General features: G+C 67.8%; 20 protein-coding genes. 13 read left to right on the top strand and 7 right to left on the bottom strand.

The features are described 5' to 3' along the window. Positions 1 to 3: 3 nt before the first annotated feature. Complete coding sequence (locus tag AC1REK_RS03770) at positions 4 to 1,101, bottom strand: ABC transporter ATP-binding protein (RefSeq protein ID WP_327524558.1); 1,098 nt, start codon at positions 1,099 to 1,101, stop codon at positions 4 to 6. Next, complete coding sequence (locus tag AC1REK_RS03775; RefSeq protein ID WP_327524559.1) at positions 1,098 to 2,144, bottom strand: ABC transporter ATP-binding protein; 1,047 nt, start codon at positions 2,142 to 2,144, stop codon at positions 1,098 to 1,100. The genes AC1REK_RS03770 and AC1REK_RS03775 overlap by 4 nt, the downstream gene beginning before the upstream one ends. Before the next feature lie 293 nt (positions 2,145 to 2,437). Here AC1REK_RS03775 and otnK point away from each other — a divergent pair, with 293 nt between their 5' ends. From otnK to AC1REK_RS03790, 3 genes are all read left to right on the top strand, one after another. After that, a complete protein-coding gene (otnK, locus tag AC1REK_RS03780; protein ID WP_327524560.1) occupies positions 2,438 to 3,703 on the top strand; it encodes a 3-oxo-tetronate kinase in 1,266 nt (421 codons plus the stop codon). 70 nt (positions 3,704 to 3,773) lie between these two features. Continuing rightward, complete coding sequence (locus AC1REK_RS03785) at positions 3,774 to 5,108, top strand: malonyl-CoA decarboxylase (RefSeq protein WP_414645036.1); 1,335 nt, start codon at positions 3,774 to 3,776, stop codon at positions 5,106 to 5,108. 38 nt (positions 5,109 to 5,146) lie between these two features. Next, positions 5,147 to 6,658 carry a malonate--CoA ligase gene (locus tag AC1REK_RS03790; protein ID WP_327524562.1) on the top strand — a complete coding sequence of 504 codons (1,512 nt, stop codon included), beginning with the start codon at positions 5,147 to 5,149 and terminating at the stop codon, positions 6,656 to 6,658. A 142-nt stretch (positions 6,659 to 6,800) separates the two neighbouring features. Here AC1REK_RS03790 and AC1REK_RS03795 read toward each other — a convergent pair whose 3' ends face one another. Both AC1REK_RS03795 and AC1REK_RS03800 read right to left on the bottom strand, forming a co-directional pair. Further along, complete coding sequence (locus tag AC1REK_RS03795; protein WP_492267129.1) at positions 6,801 to 7,571, bottom strand: MBL fold metallo-hydrolase; 771 nt, start codon at positions 7,569 to 7,571, stop codon at positions 6,801 to 6,803. A 148-nt stretch (positions 7,572 to 7,719) separates the two neighbouring features. After that, the gene (locus AC1REK_RS03800; protein ID WP_316017403.1) at positions 7,720 to 8,274 is read right to left on the bottom strand and encodes an NADPH-dependent FMN reductase; all 555 of its coding nucleotides are present in this window, start codon (positions 8,272 to 8,274) and stop codon (positions 7,720 to 7,722) included. A 75-nt stretch (positions 8,275 to 8,349) separates the two neighbouring features. Between AC1REK_RS03800 and soxR the strand changes: the two genes are divergently transcribed. Beyond that, the gene (soxR, locus tag AC1REK_RS03805) at positions 8,350 to 8,811 is read left to right on the top strand and encodes a redox-sensitive transcriptional activator SoxR (protein WP_492267128.1); all 462 of its coding nucleotides are present in this window, start codon (positions 8,350 to 8,352) and stop codon (positions 8,809 to 8,811) included. Positions 8,812 to 9,002: 191 nt separating this feature from the next. Here soxR and AC1REK_RS03810 read toward each other — a convergent pair whose 3' ends face one another. After that, positions 9,003 to 9,800: a creatininase family protein gene (locus tag AC1REK_RS03810; RefSeq protein WP_492267127.1), complete on the bottom strand. Its 798-nt coding sequence runs from the start codon at positions 9,798 to 9,800 to the stop codon at positions 9,003 to 9,005. 287 nt (positions 9,801 to 10,087) lie between these two features. Here AC1REK_RS03810 and AC1REK_RS03815 point away from each other — a divergent pair, with 287 nt between their 5' ends. The 3 genes from AC1REK_RS03815 (at position 10,088) to AC1REK_RS03825 (ending at position 12,967) form a co-directional block, all read left to right on the top strand. Continuing rightward, complete coding sequence (locus tag AC1REK_RS03815; protein WP_316017406.1) at positions 10,088 to 11,116, top strand: ABC transporter substrate-binding protein; 1,029 nt, start codon at positions 10,088 to 10,090, stop codon at positions 11,114 to 11,116. Positions 11,117 to 11,276: 160 nt separating this feature from the next. Then, positions 11,277 to 12,092 (top strand): ABC transporter ATP-binding protein, encoded by an 816-nt coding sequence (locus AC1REK_RS03820; protein WP_492267126.1) that lies wholly within the window; start codon positions 11,277 to 11,279, stop codon positions 12,090 to 12,092. Then, positions 12,089 to 12,967 (top strand): ABC transporter permease, encoded by an 879-nt coding sequence (locus tag AC1REK_RS03825; RefSeq protein ID WP_492267125.1) that lies wholly within the window; start codon positions 12,089 to 12,091, stop codon positions 12,965 to 12,967. Before AC1REK_RS03820 ends, AC1REK_RS03825 begins: the two co-directional genes overlap by 4 nt. A gap of 69 nt (positions 12,968 to 13,036) precedes the next feature. Here the strand turns inward: AC1REK_RS03825 and AC1REK_RS03830 are convergent, their stop codons facing one another. Beyond that, positions 13,037 to 13,939: a hypothetical protein gene (locus tag AC1REK_RS03830; RefSeq protein ID WP_492267124.1), complete on the bottom strand. Its 903-nt coding sequence runs from the start codon at positions 13,937 to 13,939 to the stop codon at positions 13,037 to 13,039. A gap of 102 nt (positions 13,940 to 14,041) precedes the next feature. Between AC1REK_RS03830 and AC1REK_RS03835 the strand changes: the two genes are divergently transcribed. From AC1REK_RS03835 to AC1REK_RS03860, 6 genes are read left to right on the top strand one after another with little or no spacing between them, the layout of a single operon-like run. Then, positions 14,042 to 15,229: an MFS transporter gene (locus AC1REK_RS03835; RefSeq protein WP_492267123.1), complete on the top strand. Its 1,188-nt coding sequence runs from the start codon at positions 14,042 to 14,044 to the stop codon at positions 15,227 to 15,229. A 32-nt stretch (positions 15,230 to 15,261) separates the two neighbouring features. Continuing rightward, the gene (locus tag AC1REK_RS03840) at positions 15,262 to 16,407 is read left to right on the top strand and encodes an ABC transporter permease (RefSeq protein ID WP_492267122.1); all 1,146 of its coding nucleotides are present in this window, start codon (positions 15,262 to 15,264) and stop codon (positions 16,405 to 16,407) included. A 35-nt stretch (positions 16,408 to 16,442) separates the two neighbouring features. Then, positions 16,443 to 17,255, top strand: a complete 813-nt coding sequence (locus tag AC1REK_RS03845) for an ABC transporter ATP-binding protein (protein WP_316017420.1) — start codon at positions 16,443 to 16,445, stop codon at positions 17,253 to 17,255. Positions 17,256 to 17,264: 9 nt separating this feature from the next. Beyond that, positions 17,265 to 18,398 carry an MlaD family protein gene (locus tag AC1REK_RS03850; protein WP_316017412.1) on the top strand — a complete coding sequence of 378 codons (1,134 nt, stop codon included), beginning with the start codon at positions 17,265 to 17,267 and terminating at the stop codon, positions 18,396 to 18,398. 4 nt (positions 18,399 to 18,402) lie between these two features. Beyond that, positions 18,403 to 19,011 carry an ABC-type transport auxiliary lipoprotein family protein gene (locus tag AC1REK_RS03855; protein WP_316017413.1) on the top strand — a complete coding sequence of 203 codons (609 nt, stop codon included), beginning with the start codon at positions 18,403 to 18,405 and terminating at the stop codon, positions 19,009 to 19,011. A 5-nt stretch (positions 19,012 to 19,016) separates the two neighbouring features. Further along, a complete protein-coding gene (locus AC1REK_RS03860; protein WP_492267121.1) occupies positions 19,017 to 19,493 on the top strand; it encodes a hypothetical protein in 477 nt (158 codons plus the stop codon). A gap of 123 nt (positions 19,494 to 19,616) precedes the next feature. On the opposite strand, the gene AC1REK_RS03865 is transcribed toward AC1REK_RS03860, so the two are convergent. Then, the gene (locus AC1REK_RS03865) at positions 19,617 to 21,092 is read right to left on the bottom strand and encodes a protein adenylyltransferase SelO (RefSeq protein WP_492267120.1); all 1,476 of its coding nucleotides are present in this window, start codon (positions 21,090 to 21,092) and stop codon (positions 19,617 to 19,619) included. Between the last annotated feature and the right edge of the window lie 35 nt (positions 21,093 to 21,127).

Consider the following 21,127-nt stretch of genomic DNA (forward strand, 5'->3'; position numbering starts at 1 on the left):
GTTCTATTGCGGTGGTGCCGCGCCTCCTGCGGCCTGCGCAGCGGCGAACAGCGCGATGCGGCGGCGGCGGTTCTGGCTTTCCGGCGGTAGCGCCAGGCCAGTGGGCTGACCGGCAGCGATCTCCTCGGCGAAATGGCAGGCGACGGCATGGCCGGAGGCGCTGTCCCGCAGCGACGGATGCTCTTGCCGGCAGCGCTCGCGGGCATGCGGGCAGCGCGGATGGAAACGGCAGCCTGGCGGCGGATCGGTCGGGCTCGGCAGGTCGCCTTCCGTGATCGGCTCGGCGCTGCGGGCGCGCGGGTCCGGCACCGGGATCGCCGCCATCAGCATGCGCGTGTAGGGGTGGAGCGGCCGCGAGAACAGCGTGGCCGCCTCCGCCAGCTCGACGATCTCGCCGAGATACATCACCGCGACCCGGTCGCTGGTGTGGCGGATCACGGCGAGGTCGTGCGCGACCAGGATGATGGTCAGCCCGAACTCGGCCTTGAGGTCCTCGAGCAGGTTGATCACCTGGGCGCGGATCGAGACGTCGAGCGCCGAGACCGGCTCGTCGCCGATCAGCAGGCTCGGGCCGCAGGCGAGCGCCCGGGCGATGCCGATGCGCTGGCGCTGGCCGCCGGAGAATTCATGCGGATAGCGGTTGGCATGGTCGGGCAGCAGGCCGACCTTGGCGAGCAGTTCGGCGACGCGCGCCGCCTTCTCCTTGCCGTTGGCGATGCCATGGACGGACAGCGGCTCGCCGATCAGCTCGCCGACGCTCATGCGCGGGTTGAGCGAGGCATAAGGGTCCTGGAAGATCATCTGCATGCGCCGCCTGAGCCGGCGCATCTCCTCGGCGGGAAGGGCGGTGATGTCCCGGCCCTCGAACCGGATCGTGCCCGCGGTCGGCTCGATCAATCGCAGCAGCAGGCGCGACAGGGTCGACTTGCCGCAGCCGGATTCGCCGACGATGGCGAAGGTCTCGCCGCGCCGGACCTGGAAGGAGACGTTCTCGACCGCCCGGACCAGCGGCGCCCTGGCGAAAAGCGAAGGCTTCTTCGCCTTGAAATGGCGGGTGAGGCCGCGGGCCTCGACCATCGTCTCCGCGCCCCTGTCGCTCATGCCGCCACCATGGCGAGGTCCTCGACCGGTGCCCGGAAGCAGGCAGCCCTGTGCCCCCCGCCGAATTCCCGCAGCGGCGGGCGGCTCTCGGTGCATTCGGGCGCGACGAAGGGGCAGCGCGAGGCGAAGCGGCAGCTCTGGGGCCAGCGCGCCGGCGGCGGCACCGCACCGGGAATGGCCGCGAGCTTGCCCTGGCGCGGCCCGAGCGAGGGCAGGGAGCCCATCAGCCCGAGCGTATAGGGATGCTGCGGATCCTCGAAGATCCGCTCGACCGGGCCCTGCTCGACGATGCGGCCGGCATACATCACCGCGACCTCGTCGGCGACTTCGGCGACGACGCCGAGATCATGCGTCACCAGGATCATCGCCGTGCCGGCCTCCTCCTGGAGGTCGCGGATCAGCTTCAGGATCTGTGCCTGGATGGTGACGTCGAGCGCCGTCGTCGGCTCGTCCGCGATCAGCAGCTTCGGGCTGTTGGCGAGGGCCATGGCGATCATGGCGCGCTGGCGCATGCCGCCCGACATCTGGTGCGGGTAGGCGTTCATCCGCGCCTCCGGCGCCGGAATTCGGACCTTGCGCAGCATCTCGATCGCGCGTCGGCGGGCTTCCTCGGGCCCCACCTGATGATGGCAGAGCACGGCCTCGGCAAGCTGGTCGCCAATGGTGAAAGCCGGGTTCAGCGACGTCATGGGCTCCTGGAAGATCATCGCCATCCGGTTGCCGCGCAGCTGCATCAGCCGTTCCGCCGGGGCGCCGAGGATCGCCTCGCCCTCCAGCGCAACGGAGCCGGAGGTGATGCGTGCCGGAGGGGAGGCGAGCAGGCCCATGATCGCCAGCGAGACCAGGCTCTTGCCGCAGCCGGACTCGCCGACGAGGCAGAGCGTGCGTCCGGCTTCCACCGAAAAGCTCAAGCCGTCGACCAGCGAAAGCCCTTCCGGCAGCCCATCGAAGCGGATCGACAGATCCTCGACGGCAAGCACCGGGGCTCCGGCCGGGGCCGGCCGGCCTGTTGTTTCCTGTTCGGCCTTGTTCCGGTCAGCCATGCGAGTTGGTCCCACGCGGAACCAGCGTGGCGCATTCCACGGTCCGCGTCGATAGCATCGCCGCTAACAGCACAGCTCTGACCCCTCGCGCTTTTTTCAAGCTTGCATGCATCCTGCCCCGCCGGCGGCGGCGGACGCAAGTAAGTGGCCATTCCACGGTGTTGCCGTGGCATGCATGGCTGAGGCGCGGTCAGGTCTGTCGCATCGCGGGGGAACTCTGTTATTCAGGCGCGCGTCCGGCGATCCTCCGGACGAGCCGACGACCTGAAGAGCCGACGAGGAAGCGCAAGACCATGCTGCTGGGTGTGATCGCCGACGACATGACCGGGGCGACCGATGTCGCGCTGATGCTGAACCGCGCCGGCATGCGCACCCTTCAGGTCATCGGCGCACCGGCAAAAGGGGCGAAACTTCCCGAGGCGGATGCCGTCGTCGTCGCCCTGAAGTCGCGCACCAATCCGGTCGCCGAGGCCGTCGCCGATTCGCTCGCCGCCTGCGAGGCCCTGCTCGCCGCCGGCGCCCGCCAGATCCTGTTCAAGTATTGCTCGACCTTCGATTCGACCGCGCAGGGCAATATCGGCCCGGTGGCGGACGCGTTGATGCAGCGCCTCGGCGCCAGCCAGGCGATCGTCTGCCCGGCCTTTCCGGCCAATGGCCGCTCGATCTTCCAGGGCTACCTCTTCGTCGGCGCCGTGCCGCTGCATGAAAGCTCGATGAAGGACCATCCGCTGACGCCGATGCGCGATTCCAACCTGATGCGCCTGATGGGCGCGCAGACGCAGCATCCGGTCGGCCTCGTCGCCTATTCGGCCGTCTCGCAGGGGGCGAGCGCGGTGCGCAAGCGCCTGGCCGAGCTCGCGGCCGACGGCGTCCGCTATGTCGTCACCGACGCGCTCGACAACGGCCATCTGATGGTGCTCGGCGAGGCGATCTCCGACCATGTCCTGCTCACCGGTGGCTCCGGCATCGCGATGGGCCTGCCCGAGAACTTCCGCAAGGCGGGGCTGCTGCCCTGGCGCGAGACCGCGACGCATCTCTCCGCATCGGCCGGGCGCGCCGGCATCATCTCCGGCAGCTGCTCGACCGCGACGCGCGGCCAGATCGCTGCGGCCCGCGCTGCCGGCATTCCCGCGTTGAAGGTCGATCCGCTCGCCCTGGCCGACGGCTCGCAGAAGGCGGCGGATCTCGCCGCCTGGGCGCTCGCCCAGCCGGCCGACAAGCCCTTCCTGGTCTATTCGAGCGACGATCCGGCCGAGGTCGCCTCCGTCCAGGACAAGCTCGGCCGCGAGAAGGCCGGCGAGACCGTCGAGCACGCTTTCGAGGAGACGGCGCGTCTTTTGATCGCGGGCGGTGTTTCCCGCCTGCTCGTTGCAGGCGGTGAGACCTCGGGCGCGGTGGTGCAGGGGCTCGATGTGCGCACCCTGGAAATCGGGCCGGAGATCGATCCGGGCGTGCCCTGGACCCGCGTCGTCGACGGTCCCGAGCTGGTGGTCGCGCTGAAATCGGGCAATTTCGGCGCGCCCGACTTCTTCCTCAAGGCCTGGGACCTGCTGCGCTGAGGCAGGGCGGCGCGCGTTTGCACTGCGGGAAACTCGTATAGGATACGGGTAGATCGGAGCGGGGGCAGGCATGGACATGGCGTTTCTCGGTGATCTCCTGACGAGCGTCGCTGATCGCGGACGGGCGCTGATCAATTTCGAGCGCTTTGCGTCCGGCCGTCGCGAACCGCTGGCCAAGCTCTGCGAGCATCTGCTCTCGGGGCGCGGCGAGGCCTCGGGCATGGCGCTGGCGCAGGCGGTGCTGGAGGAATGGGAGCGGCTCGACGCAGCCGCCCGGCTTACCTTCTTCCAGATGCTTCAGGACCGCTTCGGGCCCGACCATGATCGACTCGAAGCCGCGATCGCGCGCTATCGCGAGACGCCCGACGCGAGCGCGGTGTCGGAGCTGCACCTCGCCTCCGAGCCGCGCCGGCAGGAACTCTTCCGCCGGCTCAACCTGGCGCCCGGCGGCACCCATGTGCTGGTCCGGATGCGCGAGAGCCTGCTCCAGATGCTGGAGACTGAGCCGGGGCTGTCGGTGGTCGATGCCGACTTCCGGCATCTCTTCGCCTCCTGGTTCAATCGCGGCTTCCTGGTGCTGCGCCGGATCGACTGGCACACCCCGGCCAATGTGCTCGAGAAGATCATCCGCTACGAGGCGGTCCACGCCATCGAGGACTGGGATGATCTGCGCCGCCGGCTCGAGCCGGCGGACCGGCGCTGCTTCGCCTTCTTCCACCCGCAGCTCGTCGACGAGCCGCTGATCTTCGTCGAGGTCGCGCTGACCGGCGAGATCCCGCGGCGTATCGACGATCTGCTCAGCGAGCAGCGCGAGGTCCTGCCGGCCTCGGCTGCGACCACGGCGGTGTTCTACTCGATCTCGAACTGCCAGGAGGGCTTGCGCGGCATCTCCTTCGGCAATTTCCTGATCAAGCAGGTGGCCGAGGACCTGAAGCGCGAATTGCCGGGGCTCGACGTCTTCGTGACCCTCTCGCCCGTGCCCGGCTTCGCGCGCTGGCTCGGCAAGGAGCTCAGCGAGCCAGCGGCGCTCGGCCTCGGCAACGAGGAGGCTGCGGTGCTGATGGCCAAGCCCGCCGAGGTCGCGGCGCTCGACGATGCCGGCCGCGCAAGGCGCGACAAGCTCCTCGGCCAGATGATGGCGCAGTACATGCTGCGGGCGCGCACAAGCTCGGGCCGGGTGATCGACCCGGTCGCGCGCTTCCATCTCGGCAATGGCGCGAGGCTGGAGCGCATCAATGTCGGCGGCAACTTGGCGGAGCGCGGCCTGCGCGAGTCGCATGGGGTGATGGTCAACTACCGCTATGACCTTGCCGATATCGAGGCCAATCACGAGGCTTTCGCCAGCCGCAGCACGGTCGTCGCCTCGTCCGCCGTGAAGAAGCTCCTGCGCCCGGCCGGCGCCTGAACATCACGAACTGACATTGCCTGAAAGGACCCGCACTCATGGGTAACCACCTCTTCGATCTCGTCCGGGCCCGGATTCCGGCGCCGGAAGCACGTTTCGCGCTGATCGATGACGGCCGGGTCTTCAGCTATGCCGATATGGTCGCGGCTTCCGGCCGTTACGCCAGTGCGCTGGTCGCGCTCGGCGTCAAGCCGGGCGATCGCGTCGCGGTCCAGGTCGAGAAGAGCATCGAGGCGCTGATGCTCTATCTCGGCACGGTCCGTGCCGGCGCCGTCTTCCTGCCGCTCAACACCGCCTACACCCCGGCCGAGATCGAGTATTTCCTCGGTGATGCCGAGCCGGCCGTCTTCGTCTGCGATCCCGCCAAGGCGCAGGCGCTGAAGCCCTATGCAGACAAGGCCGGCGCGAAGCTGGAGACGCTCGGCGTCGGCACCGGCAGCCTGCTCGACAAGGCCGCCGCCGCATCCGCCGACTTCGCCGATGTCGCGCGCGGCGCCGACGATCTCGCCGCGATCCTCTACACCTCGGGCACGACCGGCCGCTCCAAGGGAGCGATGCTCAGCCACGACAATCTCTCGTCCAACGCGCTGGCGCTGGTCGACTACTGGCGCTTCGGCAAGGACGACGTGCTGCTGCACGCACTGCCGATCTTCCACACGCACGGCCTGTTCGTCGCCACCAACACGGTGCTGTTCTCCGGTGCCTCGATGATCCTGCTGCCGAAGTTCGACCCGGAGCAGATCTTCAAGTACCTGCCGCAGGCGACCTGCATGATGGGCGTGCCGACCTTCTATGTCCGCCTGCTTCAGGACAAGCGCCTCGGCAAGGACACAACGGCCCATATGCGCCTGTTCGTTTCCGGCTCGGCGCCGCTGCTGGCCGAGACCCATCGCGAATGGCGCGAGCGCACCGGCCACGCCATCCTCGAGCGCTACGGCATGACCGAGACCAATATGAGCACCTCGAACCCCTATGCGGGCGATCGGGTTGCCGGCACGGTCGGCTTTCCGCTGCCGGGGGTCTCGGCGCGCGTCGTCGATCCCGAGACGGGCAAGGAGCTCGCCCGCGACGAGATCGGCATGATCGAGGTCAAGGGCCCGAACGTCTTCAAGGGCTATTGGCGCAACCCCGAGAAGACCAAGGCCGAATTCCGCGAGGACGGCTTCTTCATCACCGGTGACCTCGGCAAGATCGACCCGGCCGGCTACGTCCATATCGTCGGGCGCGGCAAGGACCTGATCATCACCGGCGGCTACAACGTCTATCCGAAGGAAGTCGAGACCGAGATCGACGAGATGCCGGGCGTGATTGAAAGCGCCGTGATCGGCTGCCCGCACCCGGATTTCGGCGAGGGCGTCACCGCGGTTGTCGTGGTGAAGTCCGGTGCCGACATCACCGCGGCCTCGATCTCGAAGGCGCTCGACCAGCGCCTCGCCAAGTTCAAGCTGCCGAAGGAGGTCTTCATCGTGCCGGAGCTGCCGCGCAACACCATGGGCAAGGTCCAGAAAAACCTGCTGCGCGACACCTACAAGGATATCTACGCCAAATAGGCGAGGACGGGGAAAGCCCGGATTCAAGCCTGGTCATCCCGGGCGGACGAAGTCCGACCCGGGATCCATGCCGGAACGGTTCAGGCATGGATCCCGGATCGGCGCCGCTGGCGCGGCTCGTCCGGGATGACGAAGAATCTGTTCAGGCGCCCGCGGGCGCCGGGCACCTGATCTCGATCGTCTCGCCATCGGCCGGGATCCGCAGCCGATCCTCGCCGATTCCGTGCGCCTGCGCCGCCTGCCGCAACGCCGCGCGGCTGACGGTGGCGTGGTCGAGCGCCTCCATATGGGTCGCGATCACGACGGCGGCAGGGTGCGTCTCGCAGAGTTCCAGCGTCTGTTCCGCGTCCATCACGATCAGCGTGTCGTCCCATTTCGCGCCGCAGGAATGGGAGACGATCACCTCGGGCGCCGTCGCCGCGACTGCGTCGCGCAGAGGCGGGTAGAGCACGCTGTCGCCGCACCAGTAGAGCGTCGGTTCGCCCGGTGCTTCGAAGGTCAGCCCCATCACCTTTCCCATCTTCTCGACCACGGCGCCCGTGCCGTGCTGGGCCGGCTGGCGCGTGATCACGATCGGGCCGAGGCGCAGGAAATGCTCGAGCGGGGTCACGTTGGTGAAGCCAGCGGCCCGGATCGTCTCCTCGTCGCCTGGCTGGCAAAGCACCGGCAGCTCCTTCGGAATCCGCTCCTTCGCGACCGCGTCGAAATGGTCGGCATGCAGATGCGAGACGATGACATGGTCGACGCCGGCAAGGATGCTCTCGATCGGCTCCGGGAGGTCGACCATCGGATTCTGCGAGCGGCCGGTGAAGGAAGGCCGGCTGTGCTTGGCGCCTAGATCGGGGTCGATCAGCAGCGTCCGGCCGGCATAGGTGAGCTTGAGCAAGGCGTTGCGCAGGAGCTGGATCTGCATGGCGGTTCCTAGGCAGGTGGATCGGTCCCTGCCGATCCTTCCGCCAAAGCCGCGTCGCGACCAGTTCCGATTTGTGAAGGAAACTGCATCGCGGCGTTAGGCCCGCTTCGGATTTCTGCAGACTCAGGGTAGGGCAGCTGGCTGCCGTTCAGGCTGCGAATTGCCCGTAAGGCACGCTGTTGCGGGCGCTGCGCAGGGCGCTCGCCCACCAGTGCAGTTGTCCGAGCATCGTCGCCATCGCCCGCTCGGCCCGTTCCGCATCGGCGAGCCGGCCGGTCTCGTCGAACTGGTTCCAGGCATTGGCGAAGCAGACGCCGTCGCGGATCGTCGCAGCGTGCTGCTCGGCGAGGACGAGGCGCAGTTGCTCGACCGCGCGAAGGCCCGCCGAGACCCCGCCATAGGAGACGAAGGCGACCGGCTTGCCGCGCCATTCCGGGCCGGTGTCGTCGATCATCGCCTTCAGCGGTGCCGGGAAGCTGCGATTGTATTCGGGGGTCACCACGATGAAGGCGTCGGCACGGCCGAGCCGGGTCTTGACCTCCGCGAGGTCGTGCACGGCGGGATCGATCGCTTCGGCCGAGAACGGGCCTTCGCCCTCGACCTGGGCCAGCGTCCAGCCGGCGACCTTGTCGCAAAGGCGGCCTTCGCGTGAGCTGCCGTAGATCACGGCAAGGTGGATGGCGGGCGTGAGCCGGCGATGCATGGAAGGCGCTCCTTGGGCTGGCGAACCAGCGGAGCACTTCGTATAAGACCTCAACCAAGGTTGAGGTCAAGTGTCATGGCCGCAAAGGCAAGCAAGGTTTTTGGCGAGGATCTGAGCGTCGGCGAGGTGGCGCGCCGCAGCGGCCTTGCCGTCTCCGCCCTGCATTTCTACGAGGCGGAGGGGCTGATCCGCAGCCGCCGCAGCGCCGGCAACCAGCGCCGCTATGCGCGTGAGGTGCTGCGCCGGGTCGCGATCATCAAGGTCGCCCAGCGGACCGGCATTCCGCTGAAGACGATCCGCGAGGCCTTCCAGACCCTGCCGGCCGAGCGCACCCCGACGGCCGAGGACTGGAGCCGGCTTTCCGCGGCATGGAAGGTCGAGCTGGAGCGGCGCATCAAGCGCCTGACCAATCTGCGCGACCATCTCACCGACTGCATCGGCTGCGGCTGCCTCTCGGTGAAGAGCTGCCCGCTCCACAATCCCTGGGACGAGCTCGGACAGCAGGGGCCGGGGCCACGATTGCTCGATCCGGATTAAGGCTGCGGCCGTCTCTGAGGCGCGGCGTCTCCACCGTCATGGTCGGGCCCGTCCCGACCATCCACGTCTTCCTTGGCGAAGTCCGGTGTTCAAGACGTGGATGCTCGCCACAAGGGCGAGCATGACGCGCTGGGTCGATGTCGCGTGTGGGTGGACGCTTCGCTAAGCCAGCCTCCCGTGAAGGCGGGATTTCACCCCGCCTTGTGGAGCTTTTCCAGCGGGAACTTCGCGACATCGGCGAGCAGCTCGACGAAGCCCTTGGCCTGGAAGGCGGCCGTCGCCTCGCCCTTCGCCGCGGTGGCGAGGCTGGCATCGCCGACGGCGCCGGACGGGTTCACGTCCTGCGCCATCCAGGCGAAGGGGTGGGCCCCCGTCGGCCGCAGCCACTTGTATTCGTCGGCCATCGCGACCGTCAGCGGCTCGAAGCGGCCGGCCTTGCTCATGTCGACGAGGTCCGGCCGGAAATGCAGCATCAGGGCGGTCTCGACGTCGCCGCCATGGATGCCGTGGAGCGCGTCCATGGGCTCGAACACGCCCGGCGGCAGGCCGAAATTGCTCCAGGAGGTCGAGACCGCGAGCATGCCGTGGCTGACGCGCAATTCGCGGGCGACGACCTTCATCGGGTCGACATTGCCGCCATGCGAGGTGACGAGGACGAGCTTGCGCAGCCCGGCGCGCTTCACGCTCTCGCCGATCTCGATCCAACTGCGGATCGCGCTTTCCCAGGAGAGGGTGAGCGTGCCCGGCGAATGCAGGTGCTCGTTCGACTTGCAGATCGCCAGCGTCGGCAGCACCAGCACGTCGAGCCCGGCCGGAACCTGCGGCATGGCCAGCGCCAGCATCGCATTCATCACGGTGGTGTCGACCGAGACGGGGAGGTGCGGGCCGTGCTGCTCGATCGCCGCCAGCGGCAGCACGGCGATGGTGGAGTCGGGCGAGAGCCCCTGGAAATCGGTGGTCTTCAGATCGCCCCAGAAGCGCGCGCTCATCTCGTCTGGTCCTTGCTAGGCCGGTGTCAGGTCCCGTCGCTGTCTTCTACATCGCAAACCCCGCGCGGGAACCCGCCTTCGCGCACGCCGGGGAGGCAAGGCACGCGGCTTAGCTGTGGATCGCGCCGGTTCAGGCGGCGTCATGCATGGACAAGCTCTGCCGGAGCCGCTGTCTGGCGCTTGTGTGCCGGCCGGGCTGGAGGCATTCTCCGCCGGTCGCCGCCCAGCGCTCGTGCGTCGCCCGCCGCGAGCCGCCACCCTGGTCAGTTGCGGAAGGGATTTCAGACATGACGATGAAGTATCGCCTGGATCGGCGCGCCGCGCTCGGTCTGATCGGTGGTTCGGCCGCTTCGGTGCTGATCCCGGTTCCCGGTGCGCGCGTCAACGCGCAGACGCTGGACAAGGTCAGCTACCAGACCAACTGGCGCGCCCAGGGTGAGCATGGCGGCTTCTATCTCGCCGCCGCCAACGGCATCTACAAGAAGTACGGGCTCGACGTCGACATCCGCCCGGGCGGCCCGCAGCAGAACCCGACCCAGCTCCTGCTCGGGGGGCGCGTCGATATGATCATGGGCAATTCGCTGGAAGCGCTGCATTTCGCGCAGGAGGGCATTCCCTTCCTCTGCATCGCCTCGATCTTCCAGAAGGACCCGCAGGTCCTGATCTCGCATCCTGGCCAGGGCAATGATTCGCTCGCCGCCCTGAAGGACAAGCCGATCCTGATCGGCGCACAGGGCAGGGTGGCCTTCTGGCCCTTCCTGAAGCTGAAGTTCGGCTACCGCGACGAACAGGTCCGGCCCTACACCTTCAACATGGCGCCCTTCCTTGCGGACAAGAAGCTCTCGCAGCAGGGCTTCCTTTCCTCCGAGCCCTTCGCCATCCGCAAGGCTGGCGTCGAGCCGGTGGTGCATCTCCTCGCCGATGCCGGCTTCGAGAACTACAACACCACCATTACCATCTCGAAGAAGATGGTCGACGAGAAGAAGGACCTGGTTCAGCGCTTCGTCACCGCCTCGCTGGAAGGCTGGGCCGAGTACATGAAGGGCGGGCCGGGCATCGCCGCGGCCAATGCCCGGATCCTGAAGGACAACCCGGACATCGACCAGGAAAAGCTCGACTACGCCCTCAAGGCGATGAGCGATAACGGCATCGTGCTGTCCGGCGACGCGCTCACCCTCGGCATCGGCGCGATGACCGATGCGCGCTGGGAGCGCTTCTACAACAGCATGACCCAGGCCGGGGTCCTCCCGGCCGGCGTCGACTTCCGCAAGGCCTACAGCCTGGAATTCGTCAACAAGGGCGTCGGCAAGGCCTGATCGCCATAGCCTCCGGGCTCCACCGCTGCGACGGTCGCAGGCCGGAGCGGGGGAAGCTTCTGGGGATGACAGCCCGGCATGACCGCAGCGCGCTTTGCGTCGCGGCTCATCCGGGTTATTGCCATTCCAAACAAGCCCTTACCGATTGGACTATCAGGCTTTGGACACGGCCTATCTGAGCACATCCCCGGCGACAGCGACGAGTGGCGCGAGCCCGCTGGTCAGCGTCCGCCGGGTCTCGAAGCAGTTCGCCAACGGCACGCTCGCCGTGCGCGATGTCGATCTCGACCTCGGTGCCGGCGAGTTCATCAGCCTGCTTGGCCCGTCGGGCTGCGGCAAGTCGACCCTGCTGCGCATGATCGCCGGCCTCGCCAGCCCGAGCACGGGCACGATCGAATGGAACAGTGCCGCCTCTGACGGCACGGCAGGGGCGCGGCCCGATCTCGGCTTCGTCTTCCAGGATCCGACCCTGATGCCTTGGGCCAACGCCCTGAGCAACGTCATGCTACCGCTGACGCTGAAGCATGTGTCGAAGCGCGAGGCGGCCGAGCGCGCCGCCGAGATGCTGGCTCTGGTCGGCCTGAAAGGCTTCGAGAACTCCTATCCGCGCGAATTGTCCGGCGGCATGAAAATGCGCGTCTCGATCGCCCGTGCGCTGGTGATGCGGCCGAAGATCCTGCTGATGGACGAGCCCTTTGCCGCGCTCGACGAGATCACCCGCCACCGCCTCAATGACGACCTGCTCCAGCTCTGGTGGAAGGAGCGCTTCACCGCGGTGTTCGTCACCCATTCGGTGTTCGAGTCGGTCTATCTCTCGCAGCGCATCGTCGTGATGGCGGCACGCCCCGGCCGCGTCATGGCCGATTTTGCGGTCGACGCGCCCTATCCGCGCGACGATCTGTTCCGTACCTCGGCCGACTATGCCAGCCTCTGCCGGCTGGCTTCCGGCCGGCTCAAGGAGGCGATCGGCTCATGAGCGCCCCTGCCACCGCCACCTCCGCCCATGACGGCACCGATGCCGAGGCCCGCCCGGTCGTGGACCGGGAACCGCATCTGCTCGGTTTGCCAGTCAGCGCCTGGCCTCGCTTGCTGGCGCCGCTCTGCATCGGCGCCCTCGCGCTCGGGCTCTGGGAATTCCTCGTCCGCTGGAACGAGGTTCCGTCCTATGTCCTGCCCGGTCCGCTGCTGATCGGGCAGACGCTGATCGCCGACTGGGCGTCTCTTTCGGCCTCGCTCTGGGTCACGCTGCGCATCACCTTCATGGCGCTGGCAGCGGCGGTGTTCTTCGGCGTCACGCTCGCCGTGTTGTTCACCCAGTCGAAATGGCTGGAGATGGCGCTCTTGCCCTATGCGGTGATCCTGCAGGTGACGCCGATCGTCGCGATCGCGCCGCTGATCATCATCTGGGCCGGCGATATCGACCTGTCCCTGCTGATCTGCGCCTGGATCGTCGCCTTCTTCCCGATCCTCTCGAACACCATCCTCGGGCTGAACTCGGCCGACCATAACCTGGTCGACTATTTCAAGCTGCACGGCGCGACGCGCTGGCAGACGCTGCGCTATCTCAAGCTGCCGGCGGCCCTGCCGTATTTTCTTGCCGGGCTGAAGATTTCGGGCGGGCTGGCGCTGATTGGTGCGGTCGTCGCCGAATTCGTCGCCGGTACCGGCGGCAGCGCGTCGGGGCTCGCCTATCGCATCCTCGAATCCGGCTACCAGCTCAAGATCCCGCGCGTCTTCGCGGCGCTGATCATGATCTCGCTGACCGGGGTCGCGATCTTCCTGGTGACGAGCTGGATCTCGCACCTCCTGCTGCGGCGCTGGCACGAGAGCGCGCTGAAGCGCGAGAGCTGAGCGGCCGCGGCCGCGCCTCCGAGCGCCACTTTCCTTTCGATCGGGGTGTGGCGATCGACCGGCCGCCGCTCAGGCGAAGAACCGGAGCCGTTCCTCGGTGGGCAGTGAATCGATCGCCCGCAGGTCCGCCTCGGAGTAGCTGATTTCGAGCCGGGCCGAGCTGGCTGCCGGCCTGGCGGGCACGGCCTCGGCCGGAGAGCCGATATCGCTGAAGACGATGTCCTCGTCGACGATCGGACGACCCGCGAAGCGCCGCAGCCCCGGCACCTTGCCGGACAATGTTCCGTCCTGCGCCAGCGGAGCCCGCCTGTGGGTGCCGATCTCGACGATGTCGATATCGCCGGGATCGGTCAGCGAGGGCCGCGTCAGCGGCTGAACCCGTGGTTCGGATGGCGGATCGGCCTGCGCCGGCGCGGGGGACGGCTCCAGGGCAAAGCTCGCGCCGTCGACGACGGCGCGCAGGCTCGAATCGAGCATGGCGACGGTGTCGGCCATTTTCTCGATCTGGTCGGCAGAAGCTTCGACGGTCGCGGTAGCGCTGTAGATCTCGGTCGCGCGGCGGTCGAGCCGGTCGCAGATATCCGGGGCGGCGCCGCTTTCGCGCAGCGTCCAGGCCGCTTCCTGAATGCCCTCGGCGGCAGCGATGATGTTGGACGCGGCTTCGTGAATCCGGCCCGACAGCCGCGTCGACGACAGGTTGCCGACGCCGGCACGATCGAGATCCTCGCGCAGTTCGGCGATCGCCCGCGCTGCCTCGGGAAAGCCGACGCCGGCATCGAAGGCCGGCTTCGGTGCTGCGAAAAGACCTTCGAGCCTTGCGATGGCCGAAAGCACCTGTTCGGTGTCGGCTTGCCGGTTGCGCTTGGCATATTCGGCGAGGAACCAGCGGCCACGCCCGGTTTCCATCACCGCATCGGCGATGGCGGCGTAGTCCATCTCGCTCAGCGGGGTCAGCGAACGCGCGTCGCTCATGGCAAGGCTGCTCTCCACGGGCTGGTCAAATCGCGTCTGGCCGATCGAAGATGCCCATCCGGCAATCTGCTGGTGATTCTTTAAGAAATCGCTGCCAAGGGCATGTCCTCCTCCTCATCATCCGGGTCGGGCCCCAGCCGCTGGCTTGCCGCGCGCCTGTCGCTGATGCACGGGCTGAATTTCGTCGGCATCGGCTTCTATCTGCCGTTCTTTCCGATCTGGCTCGGTTCGAAGGGGCTGAGCGACGTCGATATCGGGTATGTTCTGGCGACTCCGATCCTGGTTCGCGTGCTGGCGGCGTCCTGGATCACCGGTCTCGCCGATCGGCATATCCCGCCGGTGCTGCTGCTGGCCTTGCTGAACGCTTGCGCGGCCGCGGCCTATTTCGGCCTCTCCAGGCTCGATACGCTCGTCCCGATCGCGCTCGTGACCACGCTCGCGGCGGTCGCACTCTCGGGAGTCGTGCCGCTCGCCGACATCCTGACGACGACGCAGGTTCGCGCCGGCCGCTTGCGCGACTATGGCAGGGTCCGGCTCTGGGGCTCGGTCACCTTCGTGCTCGGCAACATCGCCGGTGGCTACCTCGTCGCGCGCCACGGCGCCTGGCCGATCCCGCTGGTGCTGGCCGGCTGCAGTCTGATGGCGGCGCTCGCAGCCTTGCAGGCGCCGCCGCCTCCGGCCACAGCGGTGGCGGCAGGCGGACAGGGCGCGGCGGCGCGGGGCTTCTCGCCCACTTTCTGGCTGGCGGTGACGGCCGCGGCCTGCGTCAACGCCACCCATGCCGCCCTTTATGCCTTCGGCTCGCTGCACTGGCGCAGCCTCGGCTTCAGCGACGAAAGGATCGGCTTTCTCTGGGCCATCGCCGTCGTCGCCGAGATCGGCGTCTTCCTGTTCGTCGGCAGTATCGCCGCGCGCGGCGCCGGTGGCCTGCGCTGGATCATCGTCGCCGCTCTGGCGGCTGCGCTGCGCTTCGGCGCCATGGCGTTCGATCCCGGCTTTTCCGCTACCGTCGGGCTTCAGCTGCTGCACGGTGTCAGCTTCGCCTGCGCTCATCTCGGCGCGCTCGCCGCGGTCTCGGCCCTGGCCCCGGAGACACGCCGGGCTGCGGCGCAGGGCCGGCTGGTGGCGGTGGGCGCGCTCGCAATGGGCTCGCTGACGGTGCTCTCCGGCTATCTCTACCGGCTGCTCGGCCCCGGTGTCTTCCTTGCCATGGTTCCGGTCGCGCTGATTGGTGCCGGGCTGGCGACGCTTGCCATTGCAAGGTTGCGCAGCGATACAGGCCGGGGGTGACAGATTCGATCGCAAAGGGCGCGCAAACCCTCATGGCTGTCGTCGACGACGCTGAACCGCTGGCGATCTATCGCGATGATGACGGCGTATTGGCGGTTGCCCTGGCCGGCAGCTGGAGCGCCGATCGCGCGCCGCGTCTCGAAGAGCTGATCGCTGAAATGGCGGCGCGCGTCGCCGCCGTCCGGCAGGCGCGGCTCGACCTTTCGGCCATCGGGCGCCTCGACACGCTCGGCGCCTATCTCCTCGCCCGCCTCAAGGAGGACGGCGAGGCAGCAGGCGCCGGGGTCGAGCTGGCGAGCCGCCGCCCCGAGCACGGCGTGCTGCTGCGCGAGGTCAATCTGCGCGCCACCGAGTACGAGCCGCCGGCGCGACCGACCGGCCTTGTCACCGTGCTCGTCAACATCGGCAAGGCGGTCACCAATTTCGGTCGCGACCTGGTCGGTGGTGCGGTCTTCCTTGGCGAGGTGATGATCGCCTGCGTCGGAGCGCTGTTCGGGCCGCGCAAGTTCCGGGGGCCGTCCCTGATCAACCAGATCGAGCTGATCGCCTTCAGCGGCGCGCCGATCATCATCCTGATCTCGTTCCTGGTCGGCTGCATCGTCGCGCAGCAGGGCATCTTCCAGCTGCAGCAGTTCGGCGCCGCGGTCTTCGTCGTCAACCTGACCGGCATCCTGATCCTGCGCGAGCTCGCCGTGCTCCTGACCTCGATCATGGTCGCCGGCCGCTCTGGCTCAGCCTTCACCGCCGAGATCGGCTCGATGAAGATGCGCGAGGAGATCGACGCGCTGCGGGTCATGGGCCTGGAGCCGATCGAGGTCCTGGTCGTGCCGCGCATCCTCGCCCTGATGATCTCGCTGCCGATCCTGACCTTCATCTCGGCGATGTCGGGGCTGGTCGGGGCCGGGCTCGTCGCCTGGCTCTATGGCGGCATCGGCCTCGACACTTTCCTCGCCCGGCTGAAATCCGTGATCACCTGGCAGCATTTCGCGGTCGGCCTCATCAAGGCCCCGTTCATGGCGTTCGTGATCGGCCTGATCGCCTCGATCGAGGGCCTCGCGGTCAAGGGCTCCGCCGAATCGCTCGGGCGTCAGGTCACGGCCTCGGTGGTGAAGGCGATCTTCATGGTCATCGTCGTCGACGGGCTTTTCGCCATGTTCTTCGCCTCGATCCGGTTCTGAGAGGGCAGGCAGCCGCGATGCAGGGCGATCTGGCAATGTCGGCGACCCCGGCGAAGGATGCTTCTCCCGGTGAGGCCGATGCCGTCATCCGCGTGCGCAACCTCAAGGTCGCGTTCGGCGAGAAGGTCATCATGGACGGGCTCGACCTCGACGTGATGCGCGGCGAGATTCTCGGCTTCGTCGGTGGCTCCGGCCAGGGCAAGTCGGTGCTGACCCGCACCATCCTCGGCCTGGTGCGCAAGCAGCGCGGAACGATCGAGGTCTTCGGCGAGGATGTCGACAAGCTCGACCAGCGGGCGCACCGGACGCTCGAGCGGCGCTTCGGCGTGATGTTCCAGCATGGCGCCTTGTTCTCGGCGCTCAGCGTCAAGCAGAACATCCAGTTGCCGATGCGCGAATATCTGAAGCTCTCGCCGCGCCTGCTTGATGAGCTTGCCATGCTCAAGATCGAGATGGTCGGCCTGCCGCCGGACGCCGCAGACAAGGCGCCTTCGGAGCTCTCGGGCGGCATGATCAAGCGCGCGGCGCTCGCCCGTGCGCTCGCCCTCGATCCCGAGATCGTCTTCCTAGACGAGCCGACATCCGGGCTCGACCCGATCGGCGCGGCGGATTTCGACGAACTGATCATGACGCTGAAGCAGACTTTGGGACTGACCGTGTTCATGGTAACGCATGATTTGGACAGTCTCTTCGTTGCGTGCGACAGAATAGCCGCCCTGGCGGACAAGCGTGTCATCGCGGTTGGTTCGCTCGCTGACATGCTGGCCTCCGACCATCCCTGGCTGAAAGCCTATTTCGGTGGCGAGCGGGCCCGCGCCCGATTGCCGAAAGACAATCTGAGGACCTGACGGAGCATCATGGAGTCTCGCGCCAACTATGCTCTGGTCGGTTTGTTCACGCTCGCGGTGATCGCGGCGATGTTCGGGTTCGTCTATTGGTTCGGTAGCGGCGGCACCGGCCGCAAGCAGGACGTCCGGGTGATCTTCACCGGCTCGGTGACCGGGCTGGCACGAGGCTCGAGCGTGCTCTTCAACGGCCTGCGCGTCGGCGAGGTCAAGCAGATCGGCCTCCAGCCCGACGATCCGAGCCGCATCTACGGGGTGATCGAGGTCGAGAACACGACGCCGCTCCGAAAGGACACGCGGGCGCGCATCGAAGCGCAAGGGCTGGCAGGTGTGGTGGCTCTGCAGCTGATCGGCGGCGAGCCGAATGCGCCGATGCTCGAGGTGAAACCCGACGAGAAGCTGCCGACGATCTACGCCGAGCGCTCGGAGTTCCAGGACATCATCGAATCCGTGCGCAACGTCGCGCAGAAGGCCGACGAAGTGCTCGGCAGCCTCGACGGGCTGATCAAGGAGAACGCCGGCTCGATCACCGCGACCGTCCGCAATGTCGAGAAGTTCTCGGCGGCGCTCGGCAACAACGCCGACGGCATCGACAAGCTGATGGCGAGCTTCGGGCAGATCGCCGAGACGATCTCGCCGCTGACCCAGAAGCTCGGTGTGCTCAGCGAGGAGCTGACGGAAGTCGTCCGCTCGGTCGACGACCAGAAGATCTCCAACATCATCAACAATATCGACAAGTTCACCGCGGCGCTCGGCGGCTCCAGCAACGATGTCTCGAAGGTGGTCAGCGACGTCGCCTCGATCACCGAGAAGCTCAATCGCGCCGCCGATCAAGTCGAGGGCGTCCTCAAGGCGGCGCAGTCCTTCCTCAATGCCGAGGACGGGCAGGGCGCTCTCGCCGAGGTCGGCAATGCCGCGAAGTCGATTCGGGTCCTCGCCGACAATCTCGACAAGCGCACGGCCGAGATCACCACCGGGATCAACCGCTTCACCGGCCCCGGCCTGCGCGATCTGGAAACGCTGGCATCCGACGGCAAGCGGACTCTCTCCGAAGTGAACCGAACTTTGCGCAGCTTCGAGCGTAATCCCCAGCAGTTCATCTTCGGCGGTCGCCCGCCGCTTCCCCAATATGGTGGATCGCGCTAGTTCGATGCTGATGCCCAGCCCGCTTTCGTCGCTCTCCGCTCGCGCGCGTGCCGCCTCCGGCGCGATCGCGGTCGCCCTGCTGCTGGCCGGCTGCGGCGGCGGCCCGACGCCGACGACCTTCGACCTCTCGGCACCGCGTGACTTCGGCCGCGTCGGCGGCTCGCAGGCCGCCCTCGTCGTTGCCGAGCCGACCACGGTGCAGGCGCTCGATTCCGACCGGCTCATCGTCAAGGATTCGGCCGGCGCGCTCTCCTTCCTTGGCAGCGCGCAATGGGCCGACCGCGTGCCGCGGCTGGTCCAGACCCGCCTGATCCAGACCTTCGAGAATGGCAGCCGGATCGCCTCGGTCAGCCGGCCGGGCGAGCGCATGGTGCCCGACGTCCAGCTTAACACGGACATCCGCAGCTTCAATATCGAGGCCGCCAGCGGTCAGGCCGTGGTCGAGATCACCGCCAAGCTGGTCGGTGACCGCACCGGCAAGATCCAGCGCGCCAAGCTGTTCTCGGCGCGCGTTCCGGCCGGTGCCGTCGATGGCGCCGCAGCGGCGCATGCCCTCGACAAGGCGCTGTCGCAGGTGCTGATCGATATCGTGCGCTGGGCCGGGCGCGGCTGAGGCCGATGTCCGGGGCGGCGCATATCGCCTTGCCCGGAGCCCTGCACGACACGCTCGTCGCCGCCGCCGGTATCATGGCTGTCGCGCGGGAGCCGTGGTGGATCATCGCCAGCGCCGCCATTGCCTTGCATGGCGGGCGCGTCGGCGACGTCGCGGACGTCGATGTCCTGACCAGCGCCGCGGATGCCAGGCGCATCGCGAGCCATCTCGGTCTCGAACTCCGCGCTCCCGCGCCGCATCCCCGGTTTCGCTCCGAGGTCTATCTGGCCTGGGGTGGTGCTCCGCTTCCCGTCGAGTTCATGGCGGGTTTCGCAGTCCGCTCCGGAGATGCCTGGCGCGCGGTTGTTCCGGCGACGCGGCAGGCCGTCCAGATCGGCGGCGTTGAACTCTATGTTCCCGAACGCGGCGAGCTCCGCGCTATCGTCGAGAGCTTCGGGCGTCCCAAGGACCTGCTGCGCGCCAGCCTCCTGCCGCGAGACTGAGCCGCCTCCGGCGCGTCGCGAAGCAGGAACGTCTCCGAGCGAGGCGGGTGCCTGTTCGCGTGAAGAACGTGCAGTGAAACAAGGGGATGGAGCGCTTCCGCGCTTAGGGGGCGCGGCGCTGCTCTAGGTGCCGCAGAAGGTCGCCAGCACGCGCTCATGGGCGGCCGGCGGCAAGGCATAGCTCTCGCGCCCCGGCTGCTCCTCATAGGGCTTTGCCAGCACGGACAGCAATTCCTCGAAAGGTGCGAGGTCGTCCCGTTCCTCGGCGGCCTGGATCACCGCCTCGATACGGTGATTGCGCGGGATGAAGAGCGGATTGGCGGCGCGCATCGCCGCCCGCCGCGCCTCCGCCGAGAGCGTGTCCTTCTCCAGCCGCTGGCGCCAGCGGCTTTCCCAGCCATCGAATTCGGCGGGGTTCGCGAACAGGTGACGGCAAGCTTCGCCATCGGCAAGAGGCGTCGCGTCCTGGCTCAGACGCCGGAAGGTCAGCGTGAAGTCGGCCTTCCCGCGCTGCATCGTTTCCAGCAGCTTGCTGATCAGCTCGATGTCCTCGGGCTCTTCCGTGGCGAGGCCGAGCTTGCGGCGGAAGCCGGCGACGAGCCCGCTCTGGAACAGGGGCTCGAAGCGGTCGAGCGCCGCCTGCGCGATCGGGATCGCCTGATCGACATCCTTGGCCAGCAGGGGCAGCAGCGCCTCGGCGAGGCGGGTCAGGTTCCAGCGCGCGATCGCCGACTGGTTGCCATAGGCGTAGCGGCCATGCTCGTCGATCGAGCTGAACACCGTGCCCGCATCATAGCTGTCCATGAAGGCGCACGGTCCGTAATCGATGGTCTCTCCGGCGATCGACATGTTGTCGGTGTTCATGACGCCGTGAATGAAGCCGATCAGCAGCCATTGCCCGACAAGGGCGGCCTGTGCCGCGATGACGGCCTCGAGCAGGCAGAGATAGGGCGCATCGCTGCCGGCGCAATCCGGATAATGCCGGGCAATCGCGTGGTCCGCGAGCACGCGCAACCCTTCGACATCGCCGCGCGCCGCGAAGAACTGGAAGGTGCCGATCCTGATATGGCTGGCGGCCACGCGCGTCAGGATGGCGCCGGGCAGCATCCGCTCCCGCCTGACCCAGTCCCCCGTCCGCACGGCGGCGAGCGCCCGCGTCGTCGGGATGCCGAGCGCCGCCATCGCCTCGCCGACGATGTATTCGCGCAGAACCGGCCCGAGCGCGGCCCGGCCGTCTCCCCGGCGCGAGAACGGGGTCGGGCCCGCGCCTTTGAGCTGGATGTCGCGACGGCGGCGCGCGCGGTCGACCACCTCGCCGAGCAGGATGGCGCGGCCGTCGCCGAGCTGCGGGTTGAAGCCGCCGAACTGGTGTCCGGCATAGGCGGTGGCGATCGGCATCGCGCCCTCGACGAGGCTGTTGCCGGCCAGCGTCGCAACGCCCTGTGGGCTGCTGAGCCAGGCCGGATCGAGGCCGAGCTCTGTCGCCAGCGCCTCGTTGAGCTTGACGAGGCGCGGCGCGCTGACGGCTGTCGGCTCGACCGATGCGAAGAAGCGCGGGGGGAGCCGCGCGTAGGAGTTGTCGAAAGCGATCCTGCTCATTGCTCGTAGATAGGCCGGACCACCGGCTTCGCAAA

Source organism: Allobosea sp. GW823-FHT02B03 (genome assembly GCF_058797755.1).

Bases quoted from the DNA above. Each gene is read 5' to 3' on its own strand.
- AC1REK_RS03770 (WP_327524558.1), bottom strand. From the start codon at position 1,101: ATGAGCGACAGGGGCGCGGAGACGATGGTCGAGGCCCGCGGCCTCACC.
- AC1REK_RS03775 (WP_327524559.1), bottom strand. From the start codon at position 2,144: ATGGCTGACCGGAACAAGGCCGAACAGGAAACAACAGGCCGGCCGGCC.
- otnK (WP_327524560.1), top strand. From the start codon at position 2,438: ATGCTGCTGGGTGTGATCGCCGACGACATGACCGGGGCGACCGATGTC.
- AC1REK_RS03785 (WP_414645036.1), top strand. From the start codon at position 3,774: ATGGACATGGCGTTTCTCGGTGATCTCCTGACGAGCGTCGCTGATCGC.
- AC1REK_RS03790 (WP_327524562.1), top strand. From the start codon at position 5,147: ATGGGTAACCACCTCTTCGATCTCGTCCGGGCCCGGATTCCGGCGCCG.
- AC1REK_RS03795 (WP_492267129.1), bottom strand. From the start codon at position 7,571: ATGCAGATCCAGCTCCTGCGCAACGCCTTGCTCAAGCTCACCTATGCC.
- AC1REK_RS03800 (WP_316017403.1), bottom strand. From the start codon at position 8,274: ATGCATCGCCGGCTCACGCCCGCCATCCACCTTGCCGTGATCTACGGC.
- soxR (WP_492267128.1), top strand. From the start codon at position 8,350: ATGGCCGCAAAGGCAAGCAAGGTTTTTGGCGAGGATCTGAGCGTCGGC.
- AC1REK_RS03810 (WP_492267127.1), bottom strand. From the start codon at position 9,800: ATGAGCGCGCGCTTCTGGGGCGATCTGAAGACCACCGATTTCCAGGGG.
- AC1REK_RS03815 (WP_316017406.1), top strand. From the start codon at position 10,088: ATGACGATGAAGTATCGCCTGGATCGGCGCGCCGCGCTCGGTCTGATC.
- AC1REK_RS03825 (WP_492267125.1), top strand. From the start codon at position 12,089: ATGAGCGCCCCTGCCACCGCCACCTCCGCCCATGACGGCACCGATGCC.
- AC1REK_RS03830 (WP_492267124.1), bottom strand. From the start codon at position 13,939: ATGAGCGACGCGCGTTCGCTGACCCCGCTGAGCGAGATGGACTACGCC.
- AC1REK_RS03835 (WP_492267123.1), top strand. From the start codon at position 14,042: ATGTCCTCCTCCTCATCATCCGGGTCGGGCCCCAGCCGCTGGCTTGCC.
- AC1REK_RS03840 (WP_492267122.1), top strand. From the start codon at position 15,262: ATGGCTGTCGTCGACGACGCTGAACCGCTGGCGATCTATCGCGATGAT.
- AC1REK_RS03845 (WP_316017420.1), top strand. From the start codon at position 16,443: ATGTCGGCGACCCCGGCGAAGGATGCTTCTCCCGGTGAGGCCGATGCC.
- AC1REK_RS03850 (WP_316017412.1), top strand. From the start codon at position 17,265: ATGGAGTCTCGCGCCAACTATGCTCTGGTCGGTTTGTTCACGCTCGCG.
- AC1REK_RS03855 (WP_316017413.1), top strand. From the start codon at position 18,403: ATGCTGATGCCCAGCCCGCTTTCGTCGCTCTCCGCTCGCGCGCGTGCC.
- AC1REK_RS03860 (WP_492267121.1), top strand. From the start codon at position 19,017: ATGTCCGGGGCGGCGCATATCGCCTTGCCCGGAGCCCTGCACGACACG.
- AC1REK_RS03865 (WP_492267120.1), bottom strand. From the start codon at position 21,092: ATGAGCAGGATCGCTTTCGACAACTCCTACGCGCGGCTCCCCCCGCGC.